Source organism: Acidocella aromatica, assembly GCF_014201825.1.
Taxonomy (GTDB): Bacteria; Pseudomonadota; Alphaproteobacteria; order Acetobacterales; family Acetobacteraceae; genus Acidocella; species Acidocella aromatica.
Genome location: NZ_JACHFJ010000026.1, coordinates 1 through 1,678, shown reverse-complemented (window position 1 = coordinate 1,678; position 1,678 = coordinate 1). Strand labels below are relative to the sequence as shown.

Annotated in this window: 2 protein-coding genes; both read left to right on the top strand. The window is 65.6% G+C overall.

Annotated elements, in window-relative coordinates:
• Positions 1-750 carry an electron transfer flavoprotein subunit beta/FixA family protein gene (locus tag HNP71_RS14010; protein ID WP_183267564.1) on the top strand — a complete coding sequence of 250 codons (750 nt, stop codon included), beginning with the start codon at positions 1-3 and terminating at the stop codon, positions 748-750.
• 2 nt (positions 751-752) lie between these two features.
• Positions 753-1,678 (top strand): electron transfer flavoprotein subunit alpha/FixB family protein (locus HNP71_RS14005; RefSeq protein ID WP_183267563.1); only part of this gene is annotated, 926 nt, incomplete at its 3' end.

Below are 1,678 nucleotides of genomic sequence, written 5' to 3'. Positions count from 1 at the left end.
ATGAAATTGCTGGTCGCTGTGAAGCGCGTGGTTGATTACAACGTGAAGGTCCGTGTGAAGTCGGATAAGTCTGGCGTTGAGACGGCTGGCGTGAAGATGTCCATGAACCCGTTTGACGAGATTGCGGTTGAGGAAGCTGTCCGCCTGAAGGAGAAGGGGGTGGCGACCGAGATTGTTGCGGTTTCGATTGGCGTGACGCAGGCGCAGGAGACGATCCGCACGGCGCTGGCGATGGGCGCTGACCGTGGCGTGCTGGTGGAGACGGACGTTGCGGTTGAGCCGCTGGCCGTGGCCAAGCTGCTGAAGGCGCTGGCCGAGAAGGAAGGCGCGGACATCGTCGTGCTGGGCAAGCAGGCCATTGACGACGACATGAACGCCACCGGCCAGATGCTGGCCGCGCTGCTGGGCTGGCCGCAGGGCACCTTCGCCTCCAAGGTCGAGATCGCCGACGGCACCGCCACCGTGACCCGCGAGGTCGATGGCGGGCTGGAGACCGTGGCGCTGGCCCTGCCGGCGGTGATCACCGCCGATCTGCGCCTGAACGAGCCGCGCTACGCCTCGCTGCCGAACATCATGAAGGCGCGCAAGAAGGCCATCGACGTGGTCAAGCCCGCTGATCTCGGCGTGGACGTCACCCCGCGCCTGACCACCGTCAGCGTCTCCGAGCCGCCGGCGCGCAAGGCCGGCATCAAGGTGCCGGATGTCGCCACCCTGATTGAGAAACTGCGTAACGAAGCGAAGGTGATCTGACCATGACGGCTCTTGTTGTTATCGATTTCGATGCCAGCGGCATCAAGCAGCCGGCCCGTTCCGCCATCGCCGCCGCCACCAAGCTGGGCGGCGAGGTGCATGGCCTGGTGATCGGCAGCGGCGTTGGCGCGATTGCCGAGGCCGCCGCCAAAATCCCTGGCCTGAGCAAGGTGCTGGTGGCCGATGCCCCGGGCTACGCGCATGAGCTGGCCGAGCCGGTGGCCGCCCTGCTGGTGGCGCTGGCTCCAGGCTACAGCCACATCCTGCAGGCGGCCACCGCGGCGGGCAAGAACGCGCTGCCCCGCGCCGCCGCGCTGCTGGACGTGCAGGTGATCTCCGACATCTCCGGCGTGGTTGATGCCGACACCTTCGTGCGTCCGATCTATGCCGGCAATGCTTTGGCCACGGTGAAGTCCGCCGATGCCAAGAAGGTGCTGACGGTGCGCGCCTCCAGCTTCGACCCCGTGCCCGCCGAGGGCGGTTCCGCGGCCATCGAGGCGGTGAGCGTGGCCCCGGTTGAGGGTAAGTCGAAATATCTGGGTTCGGAGCTGTCCAAGTCCGAGCGTCCCGAGTTGACGGCGGCGAAAATCATCATCTCCGGCGGCCGTGGCATGCAGAATGGCGAGAACTTCACCAAGCTGCTGGACCCGATCGCCGACAAGCTTGGTGCCGCCGTCGGTGCCTCGCGCGCCGCGGTGGATGCCGGGTTCGTGCCCAACGATTATCAGGTCGGCCAGACCGGCAAGATCGTGGCGCCGGAGCTGTATATCGCGGTCGGTATCTCCGGTGCGATCCAGCATCTCGCCGGCATGAAGGACTCCAAGGTCATCGTCGCCATCAACAAGGATGAGGACGCGCCCATCTTCCAGGTCGCCGATTACGGCCTCGTCGGAGATCTCTTCAACATCCTCCCAGAGCTTGAGAAAGC

What these genes read in the sequence shown, in the direction of transcription:
- HNP71_RS14010 (WP_183267564.1), top strand. Translation starts at nt 1, where the DNA reads ATGAAATTGCTGGTCGCTGTGAAGCGCGTGGTTGATTACAACGTGAAG.